This is a genomic window from Mucilaginibacter mallensis (genome assembly GCF_900105165.1).
Lineage (GTDB): Bacteria > Bacteroidota > Bacteroidia > Sphingobacteriales > Sphingobacteriaceae > Mucilaginibacter > Mucilaginibacter mallensis.
Genome location: NZ_LT629740.1, coordinates 3,463,015 through 3,489,662, shown reverse-complemented (window position 1 = coordinate 3,489,662; position 26,648 = coordinate 3,463,015). Strand labels below are relative to the sequence as shown.

Sequence of the window (26,648 nt, the reverse complement as noted above, 5' to 3'; positions counted from 1 at the left end):
TGAGAGACACTTCCACTATATAATAATGACTATTGTTTTTGGTAAAGCTATATTATTTGCATTTAAGTGTACAGAGATAATACCTGCTTTGAATGTGATCTGTGCAAGAGAGATATTTACAAATAACATATTATGCTGATTTCTATTTCACAGATATCCAACACCACTATCAATTACCTACCAGCATTTCGTAAACGCAGCTATATTTTGTATTGGATAATATTGCTCATGGTAATAACTACTCTTGTAACATTGCCCCTGATACATATTACGATAGCCGTAACAGCCCAAGGTATTACACGGCCGATACGCGAACGCACTGATGTAAAGACGGTAATAGGAGGAATTATTGATTCGGTCTACTATCATGAAGGTAGCACTATTAAAAAAGGTGCTACGTTATTACGTATAAAAGATGCTGTTACCAAAGGCAAAAAGTTGCTGAATAACTATGAAATTAGTCAACACACGCAATGCATTCATGACTTGCAATTACTTACCACACATCAACTTAATGAAAGTATTATATCCCAATTATATTCACCCTTATATAAAGAACAACTTAGTCATTACTTGCACCAGAAAACCGACCAAGATGCTTCGCTCAAAAAAAACACGCAAGAGTACAATACAGACGCTGTTCTCTTAAAAGGGAAAGTAATTACGAACAAAGAGTTTTTTGATGCTCAAATAGCCTATGAAAAGGCAACAGCAAATGCCAAAGCATTTGAGGTTGAACAACAAAGTAGTTGGCAGCAAGATTTAGTTCGATACAACCTCGAATTATCACAATACAAGGAAGAACAAGACGAGGTGAACATTGACGCATCGTACTTCGAAGTTAAAGCTCCCGTATCCGGTACTTTGCAAGGTATCAACACACTATATACTGGAGGGCTATTACAATCCAACGAAACCCTATGCACAATATCACCTGATGGCAGCCTGATAGCCGAATGCTATGTGTCTACCAAAGATATCGGACTAATAAAACAAGGGCAATCCGTTCGTTTCCAAATAGATGCCTTTGATTATAATTATTTTGGCGCACTAACCGGAAAAGTTATTTCCGTGGATAATGACTTTACTACGCTAAATGGCAACATAATATTTAAGGTACGTTGTCGATTCGACAGCACCCAATTACATTTAAAAAACGGGTATGCCGGTAACTTGCAAAAAGGACTTACCTTCCAAGCTCGATTTATAATTGGGGATCGTACGTTATGGCAATTATTGTGGGATAATATAAATAATTGGTTAAATCCAGCTGCCCCTCAACACACAACTTAATTTATTCACTATCTATTTTAATTACATGCGCAAAGCGGTAAAAATAAAACAGCGAGATATTACAGATTGCGGCGCAGCCTGTATAGTATCTGTTGCCGCACATTATCAATTGCAATTACCTGTTAGCCGAATACGGCAGTATGCCGGTACAGATAAAAAGGGTACCAATATATTGGGAATGATCGAGGCAGCAGAAAAATTAGGTTTTCAAGCGAAGGGAGCTAAAGGTGGCTTGGATAGTTTATCTAAAATACCGTTACCGGCTATAGCACATGTAATACTAAAAAATGGATTACAGCATTTTGTGGTTATTTACAAAGTAAATCAAGGACGTGTTACCTACATGGATCCCGCTGATGGGAGTATTTATAAAGTACCTCTCAATGATTTTAAAACAAATTGGACTGGGGTAATTATTTTATTGCTGCCCGGTGAGCACTTTTCAAAAGGAAATGAAAAAACATCAAATGCTAAACGATTTTGGCAATTGTTGGCTCCGCATAAAGTTATGATGTTTCAAGCGTTAATTGGCGCTATCATTTACACTATACTTGGTTTGAGTATGGCCATTTTTGTGCAAAAAATAATCGATTTTGTTTTAACGGATGGAAATATACACTTGCTTAATCTAATGAGCATTGCAATGATCGCTATATTGCTGTTTCAGATCATCATTAATTTTTACAAATCTCTGATCGGCCTCCATACTGGACAGATGATGGATGCCCGATTAATACTTGGCTATTACAAACATTTACTAAAACTACCACAGCGTTTTTTTGATACGATGCGGGTAGGTGAGATTATTAGTCGTGTGAATGATGCGGTAAAGATTAGGGTATTTATAAATGATATAGCAATGAACATGGCTGTTAACGTATTGATTATAGCGTTTTCTATGTCCATCATGTTTTTATATTATTGGAAATTGGCGCTTATTACACTTTCTATTATCCCCGCCTATACAATAGTTTATTGGATTAGTAACCAAGTCAACAAAAAATGGCAACGTAAACTAATGGAAACTAATGCCGAATTAGAGACACAATTGGTAGAGAGCATTAACTCAGCGGCAACTATTAAACGCTTTGGTTTGGAAGATTATTCCAATTTAAAAACGGAAAATAACTTTATTGAATTGTTAAAATCAATTTACATAAGCAGTGTAAAAGGACTGCATTTAAATAATGCAGCTGATTTTTCTACACGGTTAATAACTATTATTATTTTGTGGTCTGGCAGTTATTTTGTGATACAACGCGAATTATCACCGGGTGAATTATTATCATTTTACGCGCTAATCGGGTACTTTACGGGGCCAGCTGCCTCCCTAATAGGCGCCAACAAAAATATACAGGATGCTTTAATAGCTGCGGATCGTTTATTTGAGATCATTGATCTGGAAACAGAGGCCGTAGATGATAACAAGATAATATTCACTTCGGACATGATAGGTGATATCCAGTTTAATAATGTACACTTCAAGTATGATACTAGAACAGTTGTTTTCAATGGATTAAATATAATTGTTCAAAAAAATAGTACTACAGCCATAGTTGGTGAAAGTGGCAGCGGAAAATCAACACTACTTTCCTTAATGCAAAATTTGTATCCATTAAAAGAAGGTAATATTACAATTGGAGGATTGGATATAAAATATATCAGCAATAGTAGCTTAAGGAGAATTATTTCGATAGTACCTCAAAAAATTGATTTATTCGCTGGAACTGTAATAGATAATATTGCAATTGGTGATTACGAGCCAGATATTAAAAGGGTTATAGATTTGAGCACGTTACTAGGAATAAATGAGTTTATAGAAAAACTGCCGGATAATTATTACTCTGTAATAAATGAACAAGGCGCGAATTTATCAGGTGGTCAAAAACAACGAATTGCGATCGCTAGAGCATTGTACAGAAATCCAGAAATATTAATAATGGATGAAGCTACATCATCTCTTGACCCAACGAGTGAGCAAAAAGTACAAACAACCCTTGCATGGTTTAAAAAACAAGGTAAAACTATCATTATCATTGCGCATCGATTATCAACAATAAAAAATTGCGATGAAATACTTGTATTGAGGAATGGAGAATTAGTCGAACAGGGATCACACAGTACTCTATTGGAAAGCAATTCTTATTATAAAACACTTTGGCAATATCATGTTGAAGGAGTATAAAAATCTAAATAATTTACCAACTAACAAGGATGATAACAGTGGTTCGATATTTAATTTATAGGTATGGCCGTAGTTTTTTCTTAATTATTAGTATACGCAGTTGATCGGGATTACTGAAAGCTACAGATCCTTTAAATGATGAGCACTTTTGTTAAATGGGCTTAATCATTTTTCCTTTATCAATTGATAGAAAGCTTCCTGTGTATCATTTCCACATTCTGATCCAGGCTCTATTGGTATTGATTTAAGATTTTGATCAATCAAACTTGATTTTCTATAAGGCGCTAACTGAAGCTTTATAAAGCTGAATATTTCGTCTTTGCAGGCTTCATCATACACGGGAAATACTACTTCTACCCTTGATCGCAGATTGCGCTCCATCCAGTCTGACGAACCGAGAAAAACCTTTGGCGCATTATCATTGTTAAAAATAAATATCCTCGAATGTTCCAAATACCTCCCTATAACGCAGGTCAGTGTAATGTTTTCACTAAGGCCGGGCACACCTGGCCTCAAACGACAAATACTGCGTACAATCAGCTCTATTTTTACGCCGGCATTAGAAGCTTCATAAAGTGCATCAATCATCTCACTATCTTCGAGGTTATTCAGCTTAATAATAATTTTGGGAGCATTAAAGGTTAGTGCAAAATGCGCTAACCTTCCAGCCCAACCTGCTGATAGTGTGTATAGCATTATGAAAAAGGTGCCCGCTTTGGTTTTATTTTTATTCAGCGTTTGTAATATATTTGGGCAGGGGTGTCCGATCATTCCTCTTCCAAATCATTTTGAAAAAGTAAATGGTGCTTTCAAGGTAAGTAATAATGTTGCTATTGTTTATAATAACGCTGATCTGCAAAGCGATGCAAATTATCCTGTAAAACAAATTTTTATAAATGTGGCGACGATCTGCCGCAACCTCACTTCCTGGCCTGGAATAATATTGAATCGGAGCATCCGAATTTTCATTTATCGGATTTTTTTGGAAAAGCCTTGTTTTTACCACAGGAATAGATACAGGTGAAATACTAAGAATCCTGATGCTGGTGCGTTTGAAATAATGAAAAGTGGAAGACAACGAATAAGAGTATGGTAAAAACAGCTCCGGCAAGTTGCTGTAGACCTGTGAGGCTGTTGTGTATGCATAATTCTTTGGATAAAGTCGCTGGATCTGTTTAATTAACCATAGTCGGGGCCCGACATATATGCTGTATTTCACTGGATAAGCCCATCTGCCGAACTATTTTGCTGTGGGTTATGACCGGACCGACTTTAAATTCTATTTGGTGTTTATCCGGCCACCAGTTTTTTAACATCATCCAGCTTGCGGCAGCTGTTGGTGGTTATTATATAATTGGTGTTATGTTTAAAGTAGTTAACTATAATGGCTTCCTCGCCATCTACAGTAAAAACTTTATCAATTGGTAATTCAGTTTCAGGGATGCCATCGAAATTCTTCTGGTCCCGGGTTTGTTTAACTAATATATTTTTCAAAGCTACCGGTCGGCGGTTTCTTACGCTTACGGTTGTGCTAACACCAAACAGCACTTCTGGCTTGGTTTCAAGCCCTATATTAAATACATATTGCTCCATTTCCTCAAAATCGAGGTTCTGGCAGTTAATATACAGGCATCCGTCCCTTATCCCTATTACTTTTCCGCTGTAGCGGTGCCCTTCAGAAACCGATTTTACGATGATCTGCCCATTATCAAGCTCCTTTAATATAAAGGGGGTTTTTACAATGTTACGGCTGCCATCGGTTTTAGGGTAATAAAGAAAGTAATTACCAAGGTAATAGCTTTTTATTATAGCCATTGATGATCGGTTAAAACCATTGCCTGCAAATGAATGCCTGGAGAGGCTACTATTATACAGGTCCATCCGTTGATCCGGGATCTTTTGCCATTCGTCCCACTCCGCAAACGGGACCTGTAAAAAAACGGTCAACGCGTTTACCTTAACATATTTGGCATCGCCACCATTCCAATAGCTTTGCAATGTTTTGCCGCTTACCCAGTTAAAAACACGGTATTCGCCCAGTGTGCTTAAATATTTTATAAAATCATATATATGGCTTGACCGTAAGGCGCGGAGCTGCTTCTCGAAGTTTTGCTTGCCTATAATAAGGCTCATCTCAACCAGGTCGGGGTTAACCAATACTTCCTTGCTGATCTGCTTATTGATGACCTTTGCAACCAAATTAAACTGCGTACGTGTAAAACCTTCCCACCTGTTTTCACGGCTCTTGTTTTTTAGTGCTGCAATAATGCTGGGATGATCTTCAATTGCGGTCTTTAATTTTTCAGTTAGCTGCATATTTTTTAATTATACTGATGTTTTTTCAAAAAATCACGCTGATTGGTTTCTATTTGGCATTAAAATAGGCTAAATTTTATGAATAAATCATCTGGTCATAACAATATAGTTTTGTCAAACTTTTGACCAATAAATATACTTAAATTTGACTAAATGTAACTATCTGTAAATCAATATTTAAAAAATAAATCGAAAAAATATTTTGACTTATATTTTTACTCATCTGACTTAGTGATATTTAGATTTATAATAATAACGGGTGTTTTTTCTAAATGAGGTGATTTATATTGATTAGTGAGGGGATTTTTAGACTGAAATGCTGGTCCTGACTTAAAAATTAATTTATACGGCATATATAATTGATGATTTTTAGACAAAAAACTTCCATTAACCTCCAAAATCACATCCATGAAGCAAACTTTACGTTTATTATTTAGTCTTGTAATCCTCTGGCTTTGTTGCACGGTGCCGCAGCTAGCCGCCGCACAGGATCGAACCTTAAAAGGAACTGTTAAAGATGCGCAGGGCAATCCTGTAATAGGAGCATCCATACTTATAAAAGGCACTAATGAGGGGGTAAGCACCGCTGTTGACGGCAGCTTTACACTCAAAGTGAATGGTACTGATGCTGTACTGCAGGTATCATCAGCCGGGTATGATAAAAAGCTGGTTGCAGTTAAAGGAGCAAGCAATATTGCCATAGTGCTCGACCAATCAAAGAACGAACTTAAGGAGGTGGTAGTAGTTGGTTATGGTACCCAAAAGAAAAGTGAGGTTACAGGTGCCATATCATCAATTAAAAATAAGGAATTTAAAGACCAGCCGGTATCAAATCTGGCAGCCAGTATTGAAGGTAAGCTATCAGGCGTAAACGTAACGCAGCCATCAGGCACACCAGGTGCAGGCTTACTGGTAAGCATCCGCGGAGCGCAAAACCCATTATATGTTATTGATGGTGTACCCATGGAAAGTGAAAGCAATTCATCATTAGGTACTGCTTATAACCTTACAGGGCAGTCAACAGGCAGCGGTCAAAATATAAGTTCAATTTCGGATATCAACCCCGATGATATTGAATCAATAGAGATATTAAAGGACGCTTCAAAGGCTATATATGGCTCGCGGGCAGCTAATGGCGTAGTATTGGTTACTACCAAACGTGGCAAGGCAGGAGAGACTGTACTTGATTTTAATATGAGTTATGGGGTACAGTCGGTTGCAAAGGAAATTCCATTTTTAAATTCACAACAGTTTTACGATCTGACAGAAAAGGCAATTTCAGAGGATATCTGGGTTTACCATAATGATATTGCCACAAATAATCCCAATCCTCATTTTTCTTTATCGGATATGATAAGCGCAGGTATTGTTGATGCTAATGGCAATGCTATAGCTAACCCTGCCGCTCCATATTATAATTTGGCCAGCGGTATAAACACCAACTGGGAGAATGCAATATTTCGTAACGCGCCCGTTGTTGATTATGAGTTATCAGCTCGCGGTGGTACAGATAAAACCAAATTCTTTATCGGTGGCAGTTATTATGATCAGGATGGTATCATTATCAACAACTATTACAAACGCTATAACCTGCGCGCTAATATTGATGACCAGGCCACCAAGAATTTAACATTTGGAATGAATATGAGTGCATCCTATTCGGACGATAAACGTAGCTTTAATGATAATACCTATACTGGTATAGTAACCAATGCGCTGGGAGCATCGCCATTAATGCCGGTTTATTCATCGCCGGGTGTATATGCCGATTTCACCCAATACCAGGCCTATTGGTTATCTGACAACCCGGTTAAATCAGCCAATGAGATCAATGCACATACTTATACCGACAGGTTCATTTCTTCGCTTTTTGCAGAATATAAAATAGCAAAGGGATTTAAATTTAAAACTACCTGGTCAATTGATTATAATGATGTGAATGATAATCAGTTTTTCTCAGCACTTACGGTTGATGCGCAGGCGGTTGATGGCAAGCTTTTATTAGGTGAATCAAGAACGTTAACATGGTTAAATGAAAACCTGTTGACGTATCAAAATAGCTTCGGCAAAAATAACATCACCTTATTGGCGGGTTATTCACAGCAGCAAAGTAAGATCCAGTTGTCGCAAAGCGGAGGAGAGGGTTTCCCGCAAACAGGTGATGTTCAAAATATTAATAATGCGGCTACACCTTTAGTATTTATAGTGCCGTATCCATTGGTGTACGATGCGCTCCGGTCGTTTATTTCGCGTGCCAATTATGATTATGCCGGCAAATACCTGTTCTCATTTATTATGCGTGCCGATGGTTCATCAAAATTTGCTCCGGGTCACCAATGGGGATATTTCCCATCTGCTTCAGCAGGATGGAACCTATCCGACGAGAATTTTTTACAGGATAATAAAGTAGTTAACTCATTAAAACTACGTGTCAGCTACGGTTTATCAGGCGATCAGGATAATGTGCCCTCATACCAGGATTATGCTTACTGGGGTGCTGCAAAATATAATGGCGACGCGGGCTTTGTGCCTTATAACATCTTAGGCCCACAGCCGGTGACCTGGCAAACCAATAAAACCTTTAACATTGGTACTGATTTCGATTTGTTTAACCACTTTATAAATGGCTCAATCGAGTATTTTGTTTCTGATGAAACCAAACTGTTAAATCAACAACAGATACCGGGTACTACAGGCTTTCAATGGGCTTACGCAAACTCTGGGAAAATCCAGGATCAGGGCTTGGAAATACAGTTGAACACCAATAATATTAAGACCACTGATTTTACCTGGACAAGCTCCTTCAATATCTCGTTCCTGAAAAATACTATTAAATCATTGGCTGTTGATAATCAATACATCAGCGCTTATAACGATCAGTCGCCTACCAATATTTTAAAAGTTGGTCAGCCGGTTGGTACATTTTTGGGTGTGCGATTTGCTGGTGTTAACCCTGCTAATGGCGATGCGCTATATTATGCGGCAGATGGTACCAAGGAACGCGCCGACCAGGTAAATTTTACCCGTGATGCAACGGTAATTGGTAATGCAAGGCCGAAATTCTTCGGTGGTTTCAATAACTCATTTAAGTATAAAAAATTCGATATGCTTATTACCACGCAGTTTAGTTATGGTAATAAAGTGTTCAACCTTATTCGTACTACTTATGAAAGCTTAGGCTGGAGCAGCGCGTCAACACCATCAGGTGCTTATTTAGGAGGCGTTTATGCCAATAACGATACTCGGGTACTGAACGCATGGTCGCACCCGGGCCAGATAACTGACATTCCGCGGCCTTCATTTTTAACACAAAATTATTTTCCTAACTCAAGCGAGTTTCTGGAGGACGGTTCATTCCTGAAAATCAGGACGGTTAATATTGGCTACACCTTTAGCAAACCAAAATATTTCAGCAGCATAAGGATATACGCACAGGCCCAAAACTTGCTAACGGTGACAAAATATATAGGCTTTGATCCGGAAGTGAGTTCGACAGGTGGGGGTAATGCTGAAACTGCGGGTATTGACTATGCAGCCTATCCGCCGGCGCGCACTTTTAGTTTAGGTGTTGATGTTAAATTTTAAACAAACGTAAGACCATGAAGAAATTAATATATATAGCAGCTTTTAGTTTTATCGCAGTCTCATTGCTCATCATGAGCAGTTGCGCCAAGCTAAATCAAATATCACCAACGGCTGTACAGGCATCGCAGCTTTTTAAAGATTCCACCGGACTGTCATCAGCCATAACAGGGATGTATAGCACATTAGAGGTGCAGGATTATTACGGAGCAAACTACCCGATGATGTGCGACCTGAACAGCGATAATGGCGTTGCAGGCGGTTATAACAACACCTCGTTAAACGAATTTGGCGCTTACAGCGTTACTTCGTCAAATATCTTTATCCAGAATACTTATGTGGCTATTTACAAAACGATTGCTGCAGCAAACGCCATTATAGCCGGTGAAAGCACCGTTAAAGGTGCATCTCAATCATATTTGGATGCAGTAAAAGGGCAGGCCTTAACATTAAGAGCAATGGGGCATTTTGATCTGCTGCGTGCCTTTGGTTATCATTGGGATCTCACTTCTTCTTATGGTATCCCGGTTGTAACCACCGTACAAACAAGTACCAGTGTTGTTCCGCGCAGCACCGTAGCTGCAACTTATACTGCTATTATTAACGATCTGTTGCAAGCGGCAAATCTGTTAAAAACAAGTACCGATCGTAACCCAAACTATGTAAACCCTGCAATAGTTAATGCTTTATTGGCCAGGGTATATCTTTATAAAAAGGATTATACCGATGCCGCAAAGTACGCTACATTGGTAATTAACGATGGAGCGTTCACTTTGCTTGATAAAAACAATTTCACGGAAATTTATACCTCAAAAAATAGCAAGGAATCTGTTTTTGAATTGCCATTCGATCAGCAAAATCAAAGTGAGTATAACGCTACTACTTATGCTAGGCCGGATGCAGCTTCAACCGAAGTATTATTTATCCTAAACCCTGACCTGCAAACCTTTTTTCAAAACCGCCCCGGCGACCTACGGTATAATTTAGTTGATACCACTAATCCTAACGGCTATCTGCGCACACTGAAATACAGCAGTGATATTAAGCAAAAGGACAATTCTGCATATGTGATCCGCATTGCTGAAATGTATATGATAAGGGCTGAAGCATTGGGGCGTGCCAAAGGCCTTGCCGATGTAAATATGATCAGGACAAATCGTGGCTTAGCAGCATTAACGGCCGCCGATGTGCCCGATAATGATACCTACGCGCAAGTTGTAGCCGATGAGGACCGTGCGGAATTCAACTTTGAAGGCCACCGTTATTTTGATCTGGCGCGCTTAGGGCAGGTGGTTAATGTATTACAGCCCTTAACCAGCACAACTATAACCATAACAAATTCTTGCTTCCCTATACCGTTAAGAGAAATAAGCGCCACTAATGGTGTAGTCATACAAAACCCGGGTTATTAAAATCAAATCAATAATTCAGTAACTCAATAATTAACTTCCGATGGCTCACAATTCAATAACCCGGCTTTTACAATCAGCATTTCATACAGCACTGCGTGAGGATGAGGAGGCATTGGTAAGTTTTAATGAATGGAATGAAGGCCGGCGCAGGTTTTTAAAACAGGCAGCCATTGCTGGTGCAGGCGTGATGCTTACACCGCCATTATTGAGCCTAACATCGTGCAACAAAACAAAAAACAATGATATTGCCATAATTGGCGCAGGGATAGCCGGTTTAAATGCTGCTTATCAGTTACAAAAGAAAGGGATTAAAGCAACAGTATATGAAGCCTCGGGCCGCATTGGCGGGCGTATGTATACCCTGCATGATGAATTTGGTAAGGGCATCACTACTGATGTTGGCGGCGAATTTGTGGACTCAACTCATGCTGATATCTTACAGTTGGCAAAAGAATTAGGCTTATCGTTCTATGATCTGCGGACGGATCCACTAATCCGTAAGACTTTTTACTTTGGTGGCCAACGGTATAGCGAAGCCGACCTGGTAAATGCGCTCAAGCCATTTGTTGCTCAGTTGGTAAAGGACATTACTTCCTTACCTGATATTATCAGCTATCACTCTGCGGCAAAATTTCAACATTTAGATAATCAATCTATAGATGCTTACCTGAAATCAATAGGCATAACAGGCTGGCTTTATGATTATTTGCACGTAACGCTAACACGCGAGTATGGCATGGAGGCATCCATCCAATCCGCGGTTAATTTCCTCATCATGTTTGTAGCACCCGTGGCTACTGAAAAAAGCTATGAGTTATTCGGCCCCGATCATGAGGTTTTTAAGATAAAAGGTGGCAGTATGCACTTAACCACTGCGCTTTATGAAAAGGTAAATTCATCGGTAAAAACAGGATATAAGTTTATTGGGATAGAGAAAAATGAATCGCAGGGCTATGATCTGAAGTTCGATCAGAATGGAACAATCACCACGGTCACTGCCGCACGTGTTATCATTGCTATCCCCTTCACCATATTAAGGGGTATTGACTTTAAAATACCTATGCCCGAAGGTAAACGGAAATGTATTGATGAGATAGGCTATGGCAATAGCAGTAAATTTTTTATCGGTGTTACAAAAAAACCATGGCGCGCGCATGGTGAACAAGGCTACACGTTTACCGACCTGGATTTTGGCTGCGGATGGGATGGTGGCCAAATGCAATCAGAAAATGAAGGCACGTTCACCGTTTTTGGCGGTGGTGATTTCAGCGATATGGTAAATAGTGAAAGCACAGAAGTGTTGGCGGCAAAGTTTGTCCCCGCCTTAAATACCATTTATCCGGGCATGGATGAGGCTTTCAGTAAAAAAACGATAAAGTTTCTGTGGCAAAATAACCCATACTCTAAAGCGGCTTACAGCTCATTTAAAATCGGGCAATGGAGCACGTTGGCAGGCTGGGAAGGTGTGCCTGTCGGCGATATATATTTTGCAGGGGAGCATGTAAGCCGCGATTTTCAGGGCTATATGAATGGTGGCGCGCAAACAGGCAGGGTAGCAGTGGAGACGATGTTAAAGGCAATGGCTATTAATAGCTAAACAGCTTGAGCTTATATTTTATGACCAATTTTTAAACAATTACAATGATAAAGGGATTAATATTTTACTACAAAGGCGCACCGTTAATCAATCGGTATGATCTGTTTTCCTAATCTGTGTAATCAATAAATATTATGAGCGTATTTAAATCAATTTTCCCTTATAACCAGCAGGTAATTGCTGAGTATCCGTTAATGGATGACCATGCAATTAACACTATCCTTACAGATAGCGCCAAAGCTTTTACGCATTGGTCATTACAAAGCTATGCGCACAGGGCCGGCATCCTGAATAATGTAGCAGCCATCCTAAGAAAAGAAAAAGAGCAGCTGGCAACTATTATAACCAATGAAATGGGCAAGGTATTAGCAGAAGCAAAAGGTGAGGTAGAAAAATGCGCTGTTACCTGCGAGTACTATGCCCAAAATGCCGAAGCTTTTTTAGCTGATGAAATAATGGAAGCGGGTTATTACAAAAGCTTTGTTGCCTACCAGCCAATAGGTGCGGTATTAGCCATCATGCCCTGGAACTTCCCCTTTTGGCAGGTGTTCCGTTTTGCAGCCCCCACCTTAATGGCAGGGAATACAGCTTTACTAAAACATGCACCAAACGTAACCGGATGTTCGCTGGCTATTGAACGTGTATTTAAGGAAGCAGGTGCGCCAAAGGGTGTATTTCAATCACTGATTATTGATGTGCCTGAAATAGAAAAAATTATTTCTGCCGATATCGTTCAAGCGGCAACATTAACCGGCAGCGAGCGGGCAGGTGCATCAATGGCAATACTGGCTGGCAAACATATCAAAAAATCGGTACTGGAATTAGGTGGTTCAGATGCCCTTATTGTTTTGGCTGATGCTGATATTGAAAAAGCTGCCACTGTCGCCATCCAATCGCGTATGCAGAATGCCGGGCAATCCTGCATCGCATCAAAAAGGTTCATTGTAGAGCAGAAAATACAGGAGGAGTTTGTAAACCAATTACAGTTGCAAATTCAGAAATTAAAGCAGGGCGATCCATTCAATACCAATATAACAACCGGGCCAATGGCGCGAATAGACCTCGCGCAGCAACTGGAAAAGCAAATGCAGAACTCCATAAAGTCAGGGGCCACATTACAGCTTGGTGGCGAGGTTGACGGTGCAAATTTCAACCCGTCCTTATTGCTGAATGTAAAAAAAGGCATGGCCACTTTTGATGAGGAAGCCTTTGGTCCCGTAGCGTCAGTAATAACTGCCGCAGATGAGCAGGATGCAATTAACATTGCCAATCAATCAAATTATGGTCTCGGCGGCAGTATATGGACTAAGGATGTAGAAAAAGGCATCGCCCTGGCCCGTAAGGTAAACAGTGGTGCTGTGTTTATTAATTCACTGGTAAAATCAGATCCAAGATTACCATTCGGCGGCATAAAACGATCAGGCTATGGCAGGGAGTTGGGCAGGCACGGCATATTAGAATTTGTGAACATAAAAAGCATAGCAGCCGATCAATAAATGAAAACATATAGGTAATCGGTGAAATCAAAACAAAATCGGTGTAATCATCAAAGAAATGGAATCAAAAAGTAAAAAGATATTAGACCGGAGAAAGCAGTTTGTGCCCAATGCCATAGGCATATTTAACCCATCAACTGCGGTGAGCGCCAAGGGAGCAATTATTACTGATGCCGATGGCCGCGAAATGATCGACTTTGCAGGCGGTATAGGTGTAGTTAATGCCGGGCATTGTCCGCCGCCTGTTGTTAAAGCTATCGCCGATCAGGCTGCACAGCTTATCCATTGCAGCTTCAATGTGGCATCGTATGATTTGTACATGCAATTGGCCGAAAAGCTGGCTACCCTGTTCCCGCATGGCGATCATACTAAGGTTATGCTTACCAATTCAGGTGCAGAAAGTGTGGAGAATGCCATAAAAATAGCCCGTCAGGGCACAGGCAGGCAAGCCGTTATCTGCTATGGTGGTGCTTTTCACGGTCGTACCATGATGAGCATGACCCTTACCTCAAAAGTAGGTTATAAACTGGGTTGCGGCCCTTTCGCGCCCGAAGTTTACAGGATCCCTTTTCCGGATTATTACCGCTATGGCAATGGCATGGATCTGGATCTGTTTTCAGATGTACACCTGCGCGAACTGGATGATTTCTTCCATACCAATGTGCCTGCAGAACAAGTCGCCGCAATCATTATCGAACCTGTTCAAGGTGAAGGTGGTTTTAATGTTGTTCCTCAAAAATACCTGAAAGACTTGCGCAAGGTTTGCGATAAGTATGGCATCATGCTCATTTTGGATGAAGTGCAGAGTGGCTTTGGTCGTACCGGCAAATGGGCAGCTTATCAGCATTACGGCGTTACTCCGGATATATCAACCTGGGCAAAAAGTATGGGTAGTGGCATGCCAATAGGGGCGGTCATCGGCAAAGCCGAAATAATGGATGCCTGTAAACCATCAACCATCGGTGGTACTTATCCCGGCAACCCGGTTTGCTGCGCCGCATCATTGGCAACCATAAAATATATGGAAGAGATGGACATCAACAAACTTGGCGAACGTGTGGGCAATATTGTCCGCGAGCGTTTCAATGCCTTTAAACAACAATTTACAGCTATTGGCGATGTGCGTGGATTAGGAGCTATGATGGCCTTTGAATTGGTAAAAGATAACGATCCATTTCAACCAGATACAGAGCTTTGTAAAAAATTGATAGCTTATTGTGCCGATAATGGCCTTATCGTTATCAATGCCGGGGTTAATGGCAATGTGATCAGGGTGCTTAGTCCGCTGATGATTGAGGAAGAGCTATTGCATAAAGGATTGGATATTATCGAAGGTGGCTTACATCAATTATTGGGCGACCAACAGGTAGGCGGCAAAATCAAAAATTAAATCAACCAGGATTATGAGCGGATCAGTGAAATCGGTACAAAACAAACAATATATAAACGGCGCGTGGGTTAACGCGGTTGATGGTGCACAAATACCATTAATAAACCCGGCAACGGAGGAGTTAATCTCCGAAATTAGTTTCGGAAACGAAAAAGATGCGGCATTGGCTATTGATGCCGCAAGTTCAGCCTTTAAAACCTGGAGTAAAACAACGCCCTATTATCGTGCTGAAATACTAAAAAAGGCTGCCGACTACCTGCGCCAAAACCTGGATACCATAGCTTTTGATATGGTACTGGAAAGCGGCAAGCCATTACTGGAAGCCCGTGGCGAATGGACAGTTGCCGCCAACTTATTTGAATGGTATGCCGAAGAGGGCAAGCGTGCTTATGGCAAAGTGATCCCAACCAATCGCGTTGATAAAAGGAGCTCGGTTATTTATCAGCCCATGGGCGTTATCGGTATCATCACCGCCTGGAATTTTCCGGCGTATAACCCGGCACGTGCATGGGCAGCAGCATTGGCAGCCGGGTGTACGGTTGTTGCAAAGCCATCGGAAACTACGCCATTAGCAGCCTATCATTTGGTTGATGCGCTGGTGCATGCAGGTTTACCCACCGGGGTATTAAACCTACTGATAGCAGATGCGGCACCGGTAGGCGAGGCTATGCTGAATGATCCTCGCTTAAAAAAGATCAGCTTTACAGGCAGCACTCGGGTTGGTAAGTTATTAATGGATGGCGCTTCACGCACCAGTACCAAGCTTTCGCTCGAATTGGGGGGCAATGCACCCGTAATAATTTTTGATGATGTAGATGTTGATGCCATAGCCAAAGCGGCTTCTATTGCACGGTTCCGTAATAATGGACAGGTTTGTGTATCACCGCAGCGTTTTTATGTACACAAAAATATTTATGACCAGTTTGCCGAAGCGATAAGTAAGTATGTGTCGGCCCTTAAAGTAGGTAGCGGTTTTGAAGATGGGGTGAATGTGGGTCCGCTTATCACCAGTAAACAACGGGATAGTGTAGTTGATCTACTCAAAAAAGCAAAAACTGAAAATGCCACCGTGCTTACCGGGGGGCATTTTCCTGAACACACAGATAAAGGCTATTTCATACAGCCTGCTGTAGTAACCAATCTCGATCAAACCTCAACGCTTGCCCGTAATGAAATATTCGGCCCGGTATTACCGCTTTTTAAGTTTGACGATTTGGAAGATGCGCTGGCAAAAGCTAACGATACCGAATACGGACTCGCGGCCTATGTCTTTACCAATAATTTAAAAACAGCTATACAGGTTTCAGAGGGATTGGAATTTGGCATCATCGGCATTAACGAATGGGCGCCTCATGGTACAGAACTCCCATTCGGCGGTTGGAAACAAAGCGGGCAAGGCCATGAAAGCGGGAGCGAGGGCCTGTATGAGTATATGGAAAAGAAACTGATCAGCATAGGCGGTATTTAATAGATAACATAAGTAATGAAATTCACTAATTCACTCACCCACTAAATCACTCATTCCCCAAAATGGCTTACGGCGCAATAGCATTAATACCCCCGGCAGTAGTTATCATACTCGCCATAAAACAACGTACCTCGTTCGAACCCTTATTGATCGGCTGTTTGGTAGGCTATGCTATTATTGGTTATCACGAGCATACCAACTTCTTTACCAATTTTGTTAACTCCTTTGAAAAGGTGATGGGTAACAGTGATTCTGTATGGGTGATATTGGTGTGCGGGTTGTACGGGTCATTAATTGGGCTGATGGTGCGCAGTGGTGGCACTTTCAAATTCGGCGAATGGGCGCTGAAAAGAATAAAAACCGAAAAAGGCGCGCTAATGGGTGCCTGGGGGATGGGGCTGTTTATCTTTTTGGATGATTACCTGAGCGCACTTACCGTTGGCCTATCCATGCGCAAAATAACCGACGCCTTTAAAATTCCCCGCGAAAAACTGGCCTATATCGTGAATACCACAGCACCACCATGGTGCGTAGTAGTGCCAATCTCCACCTGGACTATCTTTATAGGTAATATCCTCGAAACATCGCACGTGGCCCCAAAAGGGCAGGGCTTGGCTACCTATTGGAAAATGATACCCTATGTGGCATACGGATATGTATCGGTACTAATTATTCCATTGTTTATCTATGGCGTTTTACCATGGTTCGGCAAATTGAAGCAGGCTGATATCCGCGCACAGGAAACTGGTCAGCTTACTGCATCCGAGTTTAATGATACCGCAACTATGGATATCACTGCCATGAACCCGGCCAAATCATCAAAGATCATCTACTTTTTACTGCCTATTATCGTATTGCTGGCAGCTACTATTTTCTTTGATATTGATGCCTTAAAAGGTGTTATGGTTGCTGTGGCCTTTACGTTTGTTTATTACCTGGTTATCAAAGTCGGCACGTTCAGGCAATTGTCGGAAACGTTGTTTGGCGGTTTTAACAGCATGATATATGCCTTAGCCATATTAATGATGAGCTATGTGTTAAAGGATGTGAACGATAAAATGGGCTTAACCCAATATGTGCTGCATTCTGCATCGCCATACCTCAATAAGGAGTTTCTGCCGGTTATCATATTTGCATCGCTTTCCATAATCTCGGTTACTACCGGTTCATCATGGGGTTTGTATGCTATTGCCATACCACTAGTTGTACCGCTGGCGCAGCATTTCGGTTCAAACGTATTGCTCAATTGTGGCGCAGTGATCAGCGCGGGTGTGTTTGGTGCTAATGCCTGTTTATACTCTGATGCTACCGTATTAACGGCGCAAAGTACCGAATGTAATAACCTGGATCATGGTTTATCACAATTGCCTTACGCGTTGATAGCTTTTTCTATATCTGCACTTGTTTATGTTTTGCTGGGCTATGTTATTCATTAAAAAATTAAGAAATGCAAACCATTATTAATACTTATACTACTGTTGAAAACTCAGGTTTGTTGATACAAAATACCAGGCCCGAGCATGCCGGGCAACTGGAAGAATTGCAAAGAATTGTATTCCCAACTTTATCGGCTGATGAGCATATCAGGGCGGTGCATTATTTAAGGCACCTTGAACTATTCCCCGAGGGGCAGTTTGTGATAACTGATAAGGATAAAGTGATCGGCATGACAACCACCATGCGCACCAACTTCGATTTTGCCAACTACCATCATACGTTTGCCGAAACTATCGCAGGCGGATGGCTAACTAATCATGACCCTACAGGCGATTGGCTTTATGGCCTGGATATGGGCATATTGCCTGCCTATCGCGGTCAGGGTTTGGCCCGGCTGCTGTACAGGGCCAGGCACGAAATGGCGAGGGCGCTTGGCTTAAAAGGACAGTTAACCGTAGGCATGATGAGCGGCTACGGTGCGGTAAGTAATGAGATAAGTGGTGAAACCTATTATCAGGAACTAATTGCAGGCAAGCGTAAGGATCCAACCCTCACCAAACAAATGAAAATCGGATTTGAACCCATAGCCCTGATGCCTGAGCACTTGAATGACCCTGTATGCGGTAATTACGGTGTGCTGATTAAAATTGAGATAGATAAGGAGATTTGAGTTGAGTGAGTCGGAAAGACCGAAAGTCAGGAAAGTCCGCAAGTCGGAAAGACGGAAAGTCAAAAAGATAAAAGCCCAATAATCAGATAACAAAAAAATAAACTTCCGGACTTTCCGACTTATCGGACTTTCGGACTAAAAATAACAAACTTCCGGACTTTCGGTCTTTTCCGACTTCCGGACTAAAAAAACATATGTCGTTTATAAAACTGAAAACAGCATTACCCGGCCCTAAAGGACTGGCTGCTTTGGAGAGAAGAAAAAATGCATTACCTAATGGTTTGGCAAAATCAACAGATATTGTTGTTGAACGTGCTGAGGGCGCTTTGGTATGGGATGTAGATGGCAATCAACTGATCGATTTCGCGGGTGGTATAGGTATGATCAACGTTGGTCACGGCAACCTGCAGGTGGTAAACGCTATAAAAGACCAGCTGGATAAATATATCCATACCTGCTCACTGGTTACCACAATGGAACCCTATCTTGACCTTGCCGAACTGCTTAACAGCATAACGCCGGGCAACTTTCCTAAGAAAACATTGCTGGCAAACTCTGGCTCCGAAGCTGTAGAGAACGCGATAAATGTTGCCAAATATTACACCAAACGCAACGCCGTTTTGTGTTTTGAGGCGGCTTATCACGGTCGTACCTTACTAACATTGAGCCTAACCAGCAAGTATACCTTATTTAAAAAGGGCTTTGGCTCATATGTGTCTGATATTTACCGTGTACCTGCGCCAAACACCTATCGGGGCATTGAAGGAATGAGTGAGGATGAATACGTTGCCTGGTGTATTAAAAAGCTCGAAGAAGCGTTTATTTCACAGGTCGATCCGGAATCGTTGGCAGCCATTATTATTGAACCAGTACAGGGTGAGGGTGGCTTTTTGCCGATGCCCGACGCTTATCTATATAAGCTACGAGAAATATGCGATCGTTACGGAATTGTTTTTATTGTTGATGAAATTCAATGCGGAGCAGGTCGTACCGGTAAGTTTTTCGCTGTTGAGCATAGTGGTGTAGTGCCTGATATTGTAGTAAGTGCCAAATCCATTGGTGCGGGTATGCCGATCAGTGCTATTACCGGCAAGGCGGAAATTTTGGATGCTCCGCATTTGGGTGGTGTTGGCGGTACTTATGGCGGTAGTCCGGTTGCATGTGTGGCAGCTATTGAAGCTATAAAAATTATAAAAAGCGATGCGTTTTTGAACAGGGTGAATGAAGTAGGTGAGATCATCCGCACAACCCTTGAAAGCTGGAAGGAAAAATATCCATTAATTGGCGATGTACGCGGTATAGGCGCCATGCGCCTGGTTGAATTTGTAAAAGATCGCGATAGCAAAGAACCCGATGCTGAAGCAACGCTGGAAATAATTAAAGATGCCGTAGCGCACGGACTATTAATGATCCGTGCAGGTTTATTCAGTAATTGCATCCGTTTGCTGCCGCCTATAGTTATTACAGATGAACAATTAACCGAAGGCTTACAGGTTTTGGAAGATGCCATTGCCCGCGCGCAGGAAAAAAGAGCAGTAACAATCAGTTAATTTATATGGCAAATCTCATCATTCATAATGCAAACCTGCTTTCCCTTCACCAGGGATTTAAGCAGGATAGTGGCGATACTATTGCCATTGAAGGTAATAGCATTAAAGCTATTGGCAGATGGGATGAGCTAAAGTCATTGGTGCATGCAGGTACAACCGTAATTGATGCCGGTGGCAAAACGGTAATGCCGGGTTTTAATGATTCTCATATCCACATCTGGAAAGTGGGTAACCTTAAAACTTTTATGTTAGATGTACGGTCGGCGGGCAGTTTGGATGAGATGCTAGGCATGATCCGCGATTATCATTGGCGAAATCCTGATGTATCCTGGATAACCGCCCGTGGCTTTAATGAAGCAGGTTGGAAGGATGGCCGCATGCCCGATAAAAATGACCTGGATAAGGTTGTCAATAATAAACCCGTTTACGTAATCCGTACCTGTGCGCACATAGCGGTAGCAAATACCCGGGCGCTGGAGGCAAGTAATATTACGGCAAATACACCTGTGCCCTCAGGCGGTATGATGTATATAGGAGCGGATAGAAAGCCTAACGGTGTTTTCTCCGAGACTGCATTAGGTTTGGTGAGTAAGCATATACCAGCTTATACAAAAAGTGAGTTGAAGGTAATGGTTAAGGCGGCCCGTAATGAATTATACAGCCTCGGCATTACCGCTGCTACCGACCCTGCTGTTGATCCCTTATTATTACAGGCTTATTATGAAATGCATGAGGCTGATGAATTAGGATTCCGATTAAATGCTATCCCCATTTTATTGCCCGATGGCGGTGAAAAGCCCTATGAGCTGCCCGAATATTATTCATCGGATTGGTTTAATGTAAATACTGTAAAATTTTTTAGCGATGGCGGTTTGAGCGGTAAAACAGCTGCCCTTAAACGTTATTATAAAAATACTAAGGAGCAGGGGATACTTCGCCTGCAAAAAGAACAATACCTGCAACTGGGTAAAGCCGCTATGGAAAAAGGCCTGGGATTAGCTACCCATGCCATTGGTGATGCTGCTATTGAATTTGTGGTTGACAGTTACCGTCAATTAACTGAAATATTCCCCAATACCATAAAACGCATAGAACACTTGGGTTTGCCTGAAGAGAAGCATTTGGAAACCATGGCTAAATACAACATGGCTACATCCATGCAAACCATATTCATCAGTGAGCTGGGTAAAAACTTCAGGCAATATCTGGATCAGGAATACCTGGATCAATGTTACCCGGTAAAATCGGTCTTAAAACATGGCATATTAACCGCTTTATCATCCGATGCACCTGTGGTTAGTGATCTCAACCCACTTAAGGGTACTCAGGCCGCCGTTACCCGTAAGGATAATGAAGGATATGCTGTTGCTCCCCGGGAATCTATTAGTGTTGCTGAGGCCTTAAAGGCATACACCATTAACGCGGCTGCTATAGGTAATGCAACCCAATACGGTGCGTTACAACCCGGCCAATTGGCCGATTTGATCATATTAAGCCATGATCCTTTAAAAACAGCAGCAAATGAGCTGTCACATATTAAAATTGAACGCACATTTGTTGATGGTAAATGTGTGTTTCAAGTTTAAGTCTATTAGAGAAAGGAACACAAAAAGAATCTTTTTAGCATTTATGCACTCATAAGTAAAAGCGCTGCCAATTTTCTCAAATCATACAGCAAAAGGTTCGAAATTTGTACAGGCAGGGCGACTTAAACAAGGGCGTTCCCGCTGATAGAAGCGGGCGGGCTATCCACTCATACGCCCGCAGGCGTCCCGCTTGTGGCCTGTTTGCTTAGTATACGATTGCGATAAACTTTGTGTTTTAACAAATAAACATTCATCAAAAAGAGGTCATCTTGCATGTTGGCCACAAGCGGGACGCTTGCGGGAGCAAGGGGATAAAGAAAAGAATAACAACTTCACCTGAATAAAAGCGAATGGCTAGCAAGTAAAAATGGTTAAATCAGCAGATAGGCATGTATATTCCGGGAGGTTAGACCATGTGATTCCGTGCTTCACGTTCATGTACTTGTGTGAGATGTCCCAGAATGTCCAATTTATGGATTAAACTTAAAATATTCGCCCTATAATTATCTTAAAAATAGCTTTTTCAGTGCCACTGGTAAATCCATAACCCACGCCACCGTTAAACTCCCAATCAGGACTGGTATTCAGGTCAGTCGCAACAAATAGCTGTTGCATTTGCTTTTGGAACGGATCATAGTTAAAAAATGGGCCGGTGCTGCCATAATATTCTAATCCAAGGGCAACTACTTTAGTTACATCATAACTTCCCTTCACATTAGGGGAAAAGATAAAGCCGCGGTTTTCGTCAGGTCCCGCAAAGCTCTTATCCAGTGTTGGATTTACCGAAATATAGATTTTATTCCATTTCTTATCTGCAATCGGCCTAATTTCCAGGGTACAGGTATTATTGGAAAAGGCTTGTTTCTGAAATCCGAATTCTGTTGAAATGCTTGCACCTATCGGCCAGTTCCAGCTTAAAGGGGCCGCAAAACGTGGTCTGATATGCGAGCCGACATAAGCGGTACGGCCTTCACTTCCAATCGAATTAAAGAAATAAAATCCAGTTTCAAACCAAGGTGTCCAACCGTGCGTTATTTCAACTGTTTCATGCACTTCATGATTGTCGGGCAACTGGCCATCCATAACTGTTTTAAATCCATTAGCGGTATAGTTGCTGTGTAGTTCCACCATCGTCCGGCCGGAGTCAACAGTTGCTGATCCATAAACCTGTATTTCGTAATTGTCCTGTGCTTTAACACCGGTTGCCAGTAGTACAACGCAAATTAAAATGAGTATAAATCTTTTCATAGCTTTAGTTATTATTGATATTTCCTCCATTGATCATGTGTGAGGCGATCCCCCGCCACTATTGCATTCGTCCAGTGCCAAAAACGGAGTGGCGCTGATTTTTTTTGAGTTGACGTTTTGATTTGAGATCCTTCCGGTTGGGTTCTATAATAGCCATTATTGACATGATTATATTTCTTTGGTTAAAAGTATAAATGCAAATTGAAGAGATTCTGTAGTAACTGGACCGTAAGGCTGAATAGTTTTAACAGGTATTTTGTCTATATACTCCCGCTCCCGCAAGCTTGTAGCTCGTGGCTGTGCATAGCTACAGTTTGCAAACTGAATATACTTATATATAATATAGCAGTAGCGTTCAAAGCTCACAAGACATGGGCCGGGATTCGTATGAGTTATAATCGGCTCTTTAACCTGTCCCTTACCGTACAGTAAGTGTTCGATATCGCACGTTGTTGGTTGGTAATACACAAATAAATTGCTTAATATCAAATTGATACATCAATGGCATAATCTATGCGGCGATTTGCCCGGACATCGTACAATTGCATCATGGAAGAGCACATTTGGTTTCTGGTTGAGTTATTTATCTCGGGTAAAGCGACTGAAGCTGAAGCAAGTGAGCTTGCCTATCTATTAGGTAGCCACGCTGATCTGCTAAACATGGTCAAAGAATTCCTGGGTGAATACAACGACCCTGATCCGCAGGTAACATTCAGCCAAAAGCAGGCTTTACTGAACCGGGCCGAAAACATCCATAATGAATTTGCTTACCTGCGCCAACCCACTCAAACCAGGCAGCGCGTACAGGTTGTTAACGATAATGTCCTCTCTAAAATTCCAAAGATCAGCTTTGCGGACAGGGTAAGACACGAAAGCCTGATATTCAGTCAGCTGCTTAAAATAACCATCCGGCAGCTCCGCCGTAACCGGGCCATTTCCTTTATCAACATCAGCGGGCTGGCTATTGGCATGGCCACTGCCATACTTATATTTCTTTGGGTGGCCAATGAATTGAGTTACGATCAGTTCCATACAAATAAAGACCGCATTTACGAGGTTTATAGCCAAACAAAGGTTAATGGGCAGCTACGGGTTGACGGTGGACTACCATCAATACTTGCGCCGGTATTAAAAGCCAATTATCCGCAGGTGGAAGAAGTTAACCGCCTTTCGGGAGTAGGTTCCTTTGTTTTAAAGCATGGTGACAAGCGTTTTGAAGGCAGGGGGGTGTTAACAGATCCTAATTTCTTTAAATTTTTTAGCTACCAGTTTTCAGAAGGCAATGCAGCGACAGCATTAACGGGTTTACATACCATTGTATTAACCCAACAAATGGCGCACAAACTGTTTGGCAATGAAGACCCGATGGGGAAAATTGTGAAGATAGACAGTATTGCCAATTTTACCGTGACCGGGGTGCTTAAACCATTACCTGCCAATACCGTGCTCAATTTTGTTGAATATTTTGTTCCGTTAAGCTATATGAAAGAGGTGCATTGGGCAAGGGACGATTGGGGATCAAATACAGTACAGACATACGTCATGCTCAAGCACGGAATAAGCCGCCAAACCGTTGAGGGGCTTTTCTGGAACGTTTTCAGTAATCAGCATGTGAACCCGGGTACAAATGCCGTAGTACAGCCCATGGCAGATTGGTGGCTATATTCTGATTATGAAAACGGAAAATTCCTGCCCGGCAGATTGGTAATGGTGAAATGGTTTGCGCTGATTGCTGCACTGGTGATGCTGATAGCTTGTATCAATTATATGAACCTAGGTACCGCCCGTAGTGCCAAACGCGCTAAAGAGGTGGGTATACGTAAAGTGGCTGGCGCAGGCCGTGGAATACTAATAAAACAATTCCTTGGTGAATCGGTGCTCACCGCAATTACGGCAGCAGTACTGTGCATCGGACTAGTGCAGCTTTGTCTGCCTGCATTTGACAATTTAGTAGGGGATAACCTTACCGTACCTTATGGCAACCCTTTGTTTTGGCTGGCTGTGATATCATTTGCATTTATTACAGGTATTTTTGCGGGTATTTACCCAGCATTCTATCTTTCGGCATACCGGCCAGTAAAAGTGTTGAAAGGTATTTTGACCTCTGCTGGGTCGTTACTCGCGCCCCGTAAAGTTATGGTTGTGATGCAGTTTACGCTGGCCATCACCTTTATTATTTGTACGCTGGTAATTTACCGGCAGATAGATTTTGGATTGCACCGCAGCAAAGGTTATGATTCAACCAACCTGGTCAATATTTACATTAAGGGTGATATAGAAAAAAACTACCCGGTTATAAAGCAGGAATTACTGGAAAGCGGTGCCATTACCGGTATAACGCGCACAAACTCATCGGTTGATGATATATGGACAGCGAATGATGATTACAGCTGGCAGGGCAAAAACCCATCAGTCAGTATTACATTTGAAGAAAACTTTACCGACCAGGACTTTACGCAAACCTCGGGCATTACACTGCTTGAAGGGCGTGATATTGATGTGTATCGTTACCCAAGCGATACTGCCGCCGTATTGCTTACCGAAACTGCAGTGAAAAAAATAGGTTTTAAAAATCCTGTAGGCCAATTGATTAAGAAGGGCAACATCAATTTACATGTTGTTGGTGTAATAAGGGACTATATTGCTGGTTGGGCCTATGAGTTACCCAAACCCATTATTATACGCGGAACCACTAAACAATATGGTGCTATGAACTTCAGGTTAAGCAACACACAGCCGGTGAGCACCAGCCTGTCAAAGATTGGCGCCATAGTCAGAAAATACAATCCCGATTATCCATTTGCTTATAGATTTGTGGACAATATATATAAGGACCGTATAAAAGGCGACGAAAACTTCGGTACAATGGCGGCTGCTTTTGCGGGCCTAGCCATTTTTATTTCGTGCATGGGTTTGTTTGCTTTGGCTACGTTTATGGCCGAAAACAGGATAAAGGAAATCGGTATCCGCAAGGTATTAGGTGCATCTGTAGCCGCCATCACAACCCTGTTATCAAAAGACTTTTTGGCGTTGGTGGCAATAGCGTTCGTTATCGCGTCGCCCATAGCCTGGTGGCTAATGAACAAATGGCTCAGCAATTATCCGTTACATATCAGTATAGGTTATTGGGTGTTTCTGCTAACCGGCGCGGCATCTATCCTGATTGCTTTGGTTACGGTGGGTTTTCAGGCGCTAAAAACGGCTATACTTAACCCCATTAAGAACCTGAGAACTGAATGACCTGCAGGCAAATGAGCAGCACTATAAAAATTAATCAATAGGAGTTTATCCCGCCGGTTTCTTCAAATCATGTAGAAAGTGATTCTGAAATTGTCCTGCCAATACGACTTAAACGATATTAATCAATGTCAAAAAGCCTTTAAATTATAGACTTAAAGGCTTTTTTCATTTTCTCTAA

General features: G+C 41.7%; 17 protein-coding genes. 14 read left to right on the top strand and 3 right to left on the bottom strand.

What is annotated here, in order from left to right:
• Positions 1 to 132 precede the first annotated feature (132 nt).
• Both BLU33_RS14110 and BLU33_RS14105 read left to right on the top strand, forming a co-directional pair.
• Entirely contained in the window at positions 133 to 1,293 is a 1,161-nt protein-coding gene (locus BLU33_RS14110; protein ID WP_091374008.1) for an HlyD family secretion protein, read from the top strand.
• A gap of 25 nt (positions 1,294 to 1,318) precedes the next feature.
• On the top strand, positions 1,319 to 3,478 hold the full coding sequence (locus BLU33_RS14105) for a peptidase domain-containing ABC transporter (RefSeq protein WP_091374003.1): 2,160 nt from the start codon (positions 1,319 to 1,321) through the stop codon (positions 3,476 to 3,478).
• A gap of 165 nt (positions 3,479 to 3,643) precedes the next feature.
• On the opposite strand, the gene BLU33_RS14100 is transcribed toward BLU33_RS14105, so the two are convergent.
• Positions 3,644 to 4,174: a phospholipase D-like domain-containing protein gene (locus BLU33_RS14100; protein WP_232009286.1), complete on the bottom strand. Its 531-nt coding sequence runs from the start codon at positions 4,172 to 4,174 to the stop codon at positions 3,644 to 3,646.
• 213 nt (positions 4,175 to 4,387) lie between these two features.
• Here BLU33_RS14100 and BLU33_RS14095 point away from each other — a divergent pair, with 213 nt between their 5' ends.
• The gene (locus BLU33_RS14095; protein ID WP_091380560.1) at positions 4,388 to 4,492 is read left to right on the top strand and encodes a carbohydrate-binding family 9-like protein; all 105 of its coding nucleotides are present in this window, start codon (positions 4,388 to 4,390) and stop codon (positions 4,490 to 4,492) included.
• Between the two features lie 276 nt (positions 4,493 to 4,768).
• On the opposite strand, the gene BLU33_RS14090 is transcribed toward BLU33_RS14095, so the two are convergent.
• Positions 4,769 to 5,794, bottom strand: a complete 1,026-nt coding sequence (locus tag BLU33_RS14090; RefSeq protein WP_091373998.1) for a hypothetical protein — start codon at positions 5,792 to 5,794, stop codon at positions 4,769 to 4,771.
• Between the two features lie 408 nt (positions 5,795 to 6,202).
• Here BLU33_RS14090 and BLU33_RS14080 point away from each other — a divergent pair, with 408 nt between their 5' ends.
• The 10 genes from BLU33_RS14080 (at position 6,203) to BLU33_RS14035 (ending at position 21,982) form a co-directional block, all read left to right on the top strand.
• Complete coding sequence (locus BLU33_RS14080; RefSeq protein ID WP_091373993.1) at positions 6,203 to 9,379, top strand: SusC/RagA family TonB-linked outer membrane protein; 3,177 nt, start codon at positions 6,203 to 6,205, stop codon at positions 9,377 to 9,379.
• 14 nt (positions 9,380 to 9,393) lie between these two features.
• On the top strand, positions 9,394 to 10,788 hold the full coding sequence (locus BLU33_RS14075) for a RagB/SusD family nutrient uptake outer membrane protein (RefSeq protein WP_091373990.1): 1,395 nt from the start codon (positions 9,394 to 9,396) through the stop codon (positions 10,786 to 10,788).
• 40 nt (positions 10,789 to 10,828) lie between these two features.
• Positions 10,829 to 12,385 (top strand): flavin monoamine oxidase family protein, encoded by a 1,557-nt coding sequence (locus BLU33_RS14070; protein WP_091373987.1) that lies wholly within the window; start codon positions 10,829 to 10,831, stop codon positions 12,383 to 12,385.
• 134 nt (positions 12,386 to 12,519) lie between these two features.
• On the top strand, positions 12,520 to 13,881 hold the full coding sequence (locus BLU33_RS14065) for an NAD-dependent succinate-semialdehyde dehydrogenase (protein ID WP_091373984.1): 1,362 nt from the start codon (positions 12,520 to 12,522) through the stop codon (positions 13,879 to 13,881).
• A gap of 58 nt (positions 13,882 to 13,939) precedes the next feature.
• The gene (locus tag BLU33_RS14060) at positions 13,940 to 15,271 is read left to right on the top strand and encodes an aspartate aminotransferase family protein (RefSeq protein ID WP_091373981.1); all 1,332 of its coding nucleotides are present in this window, start codon (positions 13,940 to 13,942) and stop codon (positions 15,269 to 15,271) included.
• 13 nt (positions 15,272 to 15,284) lie between these two features.
• Positions 15,285 to 16,739 carry an NAD-dependent succinate-semialdehyde dehydrogenase gene (locus BLU33_RS14055; protein WP_091373978.1) on the top strand — a complete coding sequence of 485 codons (1,455 nt, stop codon included), beginning with the start codon at positions 15,285 to 15,287 and terminating at the stop codon, positions 16,737 to 16,739.
• A 62-nt stretch (positions 16,740 to 16,801) separates the two neighbouring features.
• Positions 16,802 to 18,175, top strand: coding sequence for a Na+/H+ antiporter NhaC family protein (locus BLU33_RS14050; RefSeq protein ID WP_091373976.1), 1,374 nt, complete (start codon positions 16,802 to 16,804; stop codon positions 18,173 to 18,175).
• 11 nt (positions 18,176 to 18,186) lie between these two features.
• Positions 18,187 to 18,846, top strand: coding sequence for a GNAT family N-acetyltransferase (locus BLU33_RS14045; protein WP_091373974.1), 660 nt, complete (start codon positions 18,187 to 18,189; stop codon positions 18,844 to 18,846).
• 194 nt (positions 18,847 to 19,040) lie between these two features.
• Positions 19,041 to 20,396: an aspartate aminotransferase family protein gene (locus BLU33_RS14040; RefSeq protein ID WP_091373970.1), complete on the top strand. Its 1,356-nt coding sequence runs from the start codon at positions 19,041 to 19,043 to the stop codon at positions 20,394 to 20,396.
• Positions 20,397 to 20,401: 5 nt separating this feature from the next.
• Entirely contained in the window at positions 20,402 to 21,982 is a 1,581-nt protein-coding gene (locus tag BLU33_RS14035) for an amidohydrolase (RefSeq protein WP_091373967.1), read from the top strand.
• Positions 21,983 to 22,465: 483 nt separating this feature from the next.
• Here BLU33_RS14035 and BLU33_RS14030 read toward each other — a convergent pair whose 3' ends face one another.
• Positions 22,466 to 23,230 (bottom strand): hypothetical protein, encoded by a 765-nt coding sequence (locus tag BLU33_RS14030; protein WP_091380557.1) that lies wholly within the window; start codon positions 23,228 to 23,230, stop codon positions 22,466 to 22,468.
• Between the two features lie 549 nt (positions 23,231 to 23,779).
• Between BLU33_RS14030 and BLU33_RS14025 the strand changes: the two genes are divergently transcribed.
• Complete coding sequence (locus BLU33_RS14025) at positions 23,780 to 26,470, top strand: ABC transporter permease (RefSeq protein WP_172829255.1); 2,691 nt, start codon at positions 23,780 to 23,782, stop codon at positions 26,468 to 26,470.
• The last annotated feature ends 178 nt before the right edge of the window (positions 26,471 to 26,648 follow it).

Coding starts and splice junctions, on each gene's coding strand:
- BLU33_RS14080 (WP_091373993.1), top strand. CDS start 6,203: ATGAAGCAAACTTTACGTTTATTATTTAGTCTTGTAATCCTCTGGCTT.
- BLU33_RS14105 (WP_091374003.1), top strand. CDS start 1,319: ATGCGCAAAGCGGTAAAAATAAAACAGCGAGATATTACAGATTGCGGC.
- BLU33_RS14050 (WP_091373976.1), top strand. CDS start 16,802: ATGGCTTACGGCGCAATAGCATTAATACCCCCGGCAGTAGTTATCATA.
- BLU33_RS14110 (WP_091374008.1), top strand. CDS start 133: ATGCTGATTTCTATTTCACAGATATCCAACACCACTATCAATTACCTA.
- BLU33_RS14035 (WP_091373967.1), top strand. CDS start 20,402: ATGGCAAATCTCATCATTCATAATGCAAACCTGCTTTCCCTTCACCAG.
- BLU33_RS14100 (WP_232009286.1), bottom strand. CDS start 4,174: ATGCTATACACACTATCAGCAGGTTGGGCTGGAAGGTTAGCGCATTTT.
- BLU33_RS14060 (WP_091373981.1), top strand. CDS start 13,940: ATGGAATCAAAAAGTAAAAAGATATTAGACCGGAGAAAGCAGTTTGTG.
- BLU33_RS14090 (WP_091373998.1), bottom strand. CDS start 5,794: ATGCAGCTAACTGAAAAATTAAAGACCGCAATTGAAGATCATCCCAGC.
- BLU33_RS14055 (WP_091373978.1), top strand. CDS start 15,285: ATGAGCGGATCAGTGAAATCGGTACAAAACAAACAATATATAAACGGC.
- BLU33_RS14065 (WP_091373984.1), top strand. CDS start 12,520: ATGAGCGTATTTAAATCAATTTTCCCTTATAACCAGCAGGTAATTGCT.
- BLU33_RS14025 (WP_172829255.1), top strand. CDS start 23,780: ATGGAAGAGCACATTTGGTTTCTGGTTGAGTTATTTATCTCGGGTAAA.
- BLU33_RS14075 (WP_091373990.1), top strand. CDS start 9,394: ATGAAGAAATTAATATATATAGCAGCTTTTAGTTTTATCGCAGTCTCA.
- BLU33_RS14030 (WP_091380557.1), bottom strand. CDS start 23,230: ATGAAAAGATTTATACTCATTTTAATTTGCGTTGTACTACTGGCAACC.
- BLU33_RS14070 (WP_091373987.1), top strand. CDS start 10,829: ATGGCTCACAATTCAATAACCCGGCTTTTACAATCAGCATTTCATACA.
- BLU33_RS14045 (WP_091373974.1), top strand. CDS start 18,187: ATGCAAACCATTATTAATACTTATACTACTGTTGAAAACTCAGGTTTG.
- BLU33_RS14040 (WP_091373970.1), top strand. CDS start 19,041: ATGTCGTTTATAAAACTGAAAACAGCATTACCCGGCCCTAAAGGACTG.